Source organism: Acinetobacter sp. GWC1_38_13 (assembly GCF_001767535.1).
Taxonomy (GTDB): Bacteria; Pseudomonadota; Gammaproteobacteria; order Pseudomonadales; family Moraxellaceae; genus Acinetobacter; species Acinetobacter junii.
On record NZ_MELG01000133.1, the window covers coordinates 1 to 4,730 of the forward strand.

A 4,730-nucleotide genomic window follows, 5' to 3' on the forward strand; every position below is an offset into this window, starting at 1 on the left:
TGTTTTTATTAATCAATCTTACCATTTCGGTTAAAACTTGGAAGATTAAAACCAGGCTCTTTATGCATCCAAATATAGAATGCTCGTCCAGTTAAATTTTCTTCCGGAACAAATCCCCAAAAACGACTGTCCGCACTTTGATCACGGTTATCACCCATTGCGAAGTATTGCCCTTTCGGTACAGTTACTTCCCAATCTTGACCATTACTTTGAATGAATACGTCATTTGCTTTTGCAACAAATGGTACTAAAGCTTCAGCACCTTTTAACTGAGCGAATTGATATTGTTCTGCTAGCGGGTTACGCCCATCTAGATAACGAATCAAATGCTGATGCTCACCCAAAGTCTCTTTAAAATAATACACAGTCGGTGTTTCTAATTGATCTTTTGCTCGATTTACTTCAGTGGCAGCTTTAGCAATCTGTTTACCATTGATAATCAACTGCCCAGATTTAAACTGGATATGATCACCAGGTAATCCAACTACACGCTTAATATAGCTAATTGTGGGCTGTGGCGGGTATCTAAAAACAATTACTTCCCCACGCTTTGGCTCACCAACATCAAGTACTTTTGAGTTCACAATTGGTAGACGCACACCATAATCAAATTTGTTGACCAAAATAAAATCCCCAGTCTCCAAGGTTGGCACCATAGAGTCTGAAGGAATATTAAATGGCTCATATAAGAATGAACGTAAAACCAAAACAACAGCTAAAACTGGCCAGAAGTCATAGGCCCATGTGATAATAAAATTTTCCTGATCACGACCTTTGTTTGCACGCTGTTTAAATACAAACTTATCAAGCAACCACACTAGAAAAAAAATCAGTGTGGCAGGTACTAAAATCAAATTAAAATCAAAATCCATGGGTGAGTCCTAATTATTTCTTTATCGTTCGACTTTCAATACAGCTAAGAAAGCTTCTTGTGGGATTTCAACACTTCCCACCTGCTTCATGCGCTTCTTACCTTCTTTCTGTTTTGAAAGTAATTTCTTCTTACGAGACACGTCGCCACCATAACATTTTGCCAATACGTTTTTACGCATCGCTTTTACAGTAGAACGAGCAATAATTTGTGCGCCAATCGCTGCCTGAATTGCAACATCAAACATTTGACGAGGAATCAAATCCTTCATCTTTTCAACCAAAGCGATTCCGCGATGGCGAGCATCCTGACGGTGGCAAATCATTGCTAATGCATCAACTTTCTCACCGTTAATTAATACATCAACCTTAACTAAAGATGAACTCTCAAAACGTACGAAGTTGTAATCGAGCGATGCAAAACCACGTGAGCAAGACTTCAATCGATCAAAGAAGTCCATTACCACTTCAGCCATTGGGATTTCAAATGTGATAGATACTTGGTTTCCAAGGAATTTCATATCCTTTTGCACGCCACGACGCTCAACACACAAAGTCATCACATTGCCTAGATACTCTTGAGGAACAAGAATATGACATTCTGCAATTGGTTCACGCAAATCTTCGACTGTTGATCCATCTGGCATTTTTGATGGACTGTCGATATAAATGGTTTCACCTTTTTTGGTGAGTGCTTCATAAATTACAGTAGGTGCTGAACTGATTAAATCTAAATCATACTCACGCTCTAAACGTTCCTGTACGATTTCCATATGCAACATACCAAGGAAGCCGCAACGGAATCCGAAACCTAATGCATCTGAGCTTTCAGGTTCAAAAAACAATGCCGAGTCGTTAATTTGCAGCTTTTGTAATGCTTCACGGAATGGTTCAAAGTCGCTAGAATCAATTGGGAAAAGACCAGCATAAACTTGCGGTTTAACCTTTTTGAAACCTGGTAGAGTGGCAACATCAGGTGTCGATGATAAAGTAATGGTATCACCTACTGGTGCACCAAAAATATCCTTAATCCCCGCAATAACGAAACCTACTTCACCAGCTTCTAGGATATCGGTCTCAGTATGCTTAGGGTTGAAAACACCAACTGAGGTAACTGGATGTGTTTGACCAGTCGATTTCACTAGCATTTTATCGCCTTTGCGGATACGACCTTGTTTAATACGAACAAGTGAAACCACACCGAGATAATTATCAAACCATGAATCAATGATTAAAGCTTGTAAAGGAGCTTCACGATCACCTTCAGGTGCTGGAATAACGTCAACCAAACGCTCTAAAACACCCTCTACACCCAAGCCAGTTTTTGCTGAACATGTTGGAGCATCAGTTGCTTCAATACCAATGATTTCTTCAATCTCGTGAATAACACGATCTGGCTCAGCTTGTGGAAGATCAATCTTATTTAAGATTGGTAATACCTCCAAGCCCTGCTCAATTGCTGTATAACAGTTCGCTACAGACTGAGCCTCAACACCCTGTGCAGCATCGACCACCAGTAATGCACCTTCACAAGCAGCTAAAGAACGTGACACTTCATATGAGAAATCTACGTGGCCTGGCGTATCAATAAAGTTAAGCTGATACTCTTGACCATTTGGATGTGTGTAGTACAAAGTAACGGATGCAGCTTTAATGGTAATCCCACGTTCGCGCTCGAGCTCCATTGAATCCAGTACTTGGGCTTGCATTTCACGATCTTGCAAACCACCACACATTTGAATAAAACGGTCAGCCAAAGTGGACTTACCATGGTCAATATGAGCAATGATCGAGAAATTTCGTATATTTTTGATATCTACGGATTTTTTAGCTTGCGCCATGGGTTACCTTGAGAATATTGAACGCTCATAACTTTTTAGTCGCTATAAGCCAAAACGGTTTAACAAAATTGTTGCCGATTATAACAGAAGCCAATTTTAAAGTATTCAAAATAATTATCTTGCTTTTAAAACCTATCGCTTTAGCTTACTCGCGAAGCAACTTAATCTACTTGATGGTACAAAACTGAGAAATCCATAGGATCGAGCTTAGCGGAAATAGGTTGATATGCTTGTGTGAAACTTGGTGACATACGTTTTGGACGCCCTGTCGAAATTTCAATACAAGCCCACTTAGTATTACCCATAAAAATAATGCTTTGATCTTTAGGTCGATAAAATGCGTACTGACGAAATGAATAAAGTGCATTTAGATCGTCTAGCCAAGTTCTTAAAATAATTTCTTCACCTTCAAGCGCAGCTTTCCGATATTGAACATGATGCTCGACTGCCACCATCGCATGCTTAAGTTCAAAATACTGTTTTAACCCCAAACCTAAAGCTTCGATATGTGCTGCAGCTACATCTTGCATCCATTGGACATACATCACATTGTTAACATGACCCAATACATCTATATGCTTAGCTTCTACTTGAATTTTTAAATCAAAAATTGTGCTCATATTACTTATTAATCACTAAATTCAACGATCATGGCATACACTAGTGCAATCTAGTTCCAATTTCAAAAATAAAAACCACCCAAAATTTGGGTGGTTTCAAGACCATTAATCTTATTTAAGGTAAGCGTAAACCTAAAATTGCACGTTGCCCCTGGCGAATAATTGCAACTCGCGCAACGCTATTTTTTGGTAAAGCAGCTACCGTTTTTGCAAACATCTGACTGTTTGTGATCGGAGTTCCGTTCACCTGAATAATCACATCACCCGCGACGATATTAGACAATGATGCTAATCCACCACGCTTAACATCTTGAACGAGAATTCCACCATTAACATCCAAACGAGTTTGCTCTGCTTGAGTTAAATTACGGATACTCATCCCTAAACCACTTGTTGGATTATTCTTATCTTCTGCAGCTGGCGTATCATCTGGCGCGGTGCCAAGTGTTGCCGATATAGTACGAGTTCTATCGTCTCGTAAAACATCTAATTGAATCGTTTGGTTCGGGGCTACCCGATTAAGCACATTTAACAAATCACTTGTGCGCAGAATTGAATTTCCATTGATTTTCAAAATCACATCACCCGACTTCAAACCTGCCTTTTCAGCTGGAGATTTAGGTGTAACTTGTGTGATGAGAGAACCTTCAGGTTTTGGTAATTTATAAGCCTCTGCTAGGTTACGATCAATATCTTGCAACATCACACCAAGATAAGAACGTGTCACTTTACCATTCACTTTTAATTGCTGAACAACATCCATCGCAACATCAATAGGAATAGAGAATGACAATCCCATATAACCTCCAGTTCCACTGAAGATACGAGAGTTAACACCAATCACTTCACCTTGTTGATTGAACAAAGGGCCACCAGAGTTACCTGGATTTAAAGCGGCATCTGTTTGAATAAATGGAACAGAGGTTTCACCACTCATATTTCGAGACTTTGCACTCACAATTCCAGCTGAAGCTGAATAATCAAAACCAAATGGCGAACCAATCGCGAGAACAGGCTCACCAACTTTGAGTCGATTCACATCACCAATTTTTAATTCAGGAAAATTATTGCCATTCACTTTGAGAACAGCAACATCTGTTCGCTCGTCACTTCCCACTAAGGTTGCATCGAGTTCACGACGATCATTTAGGGTGATACTAATTCTGGATGCATTCTCAATTACATGATGGTTGGTAACTAAATAACCATCTTTACTAATGAAAAATGCACTGCCGTAAGCAGTTTTTTCTTGTGGTCCCTGCTGCTGCGGGATAATGATCTGATTACCAAAAAAACGACGTAGTATTTCGGGTACTTGTTGCTGTAACAACTCTTCCTGAGTCATTTTCTTGACAACATTTACACTCACTACCGCAGGACTAACCTGTTCTACGAGGTT

Annotated in this window: 4 protein-coding genes; all 4 read right to left on the reverse strand. The window is 39.6% G+C overall.

The genetic code is table 11. The features are described from left to right. Positions 1–8: 8 nt before the first annotated feature. On the reverse strand, positions 9–872 hold the full coding sequence (gene lepB / locus A2003_RS14875) for a signal peptidase I (protein ID WP_286687575.1): 864 nt from the start codon (positions 870–872) through the stop codon (positions 9–11). A gap of 21 nt (positions 873–893) precedes the next feature. After that, positions 894–2,711 (reverse strand): translation elongation factor 4, encoded by a 1,818-nt coding sequence (lepA, locus tag A2003_RS14880; RefSeq protein ID WP_286687576.1) that lies wholly within the window; start codon positions 2,709–2,711, stop codon positions 894–896. A 161-nt stretch (positions 2,712–2,872) separates the two neighbouring features. After that, complete coding sequence (locus A2003_RS14885; protein ID WP_004913463.1) at positions 2,873–3,331, reverse strand: acyl-CoA thioesterase; 459 nt, start codon at positions 3,329–3,331, stop codon at positions 2,873–2,875. A 115-nt stretch (positions 3,332–3,446) separates the two neighbouring features. After that, the coding region (locus A2003_RS14890) for a Do family serine endopeptidase (protein WP_286687577.1) at positions 3,447–4,730 on the reverse strand (1,284 nt) is incomplete at its 5' end.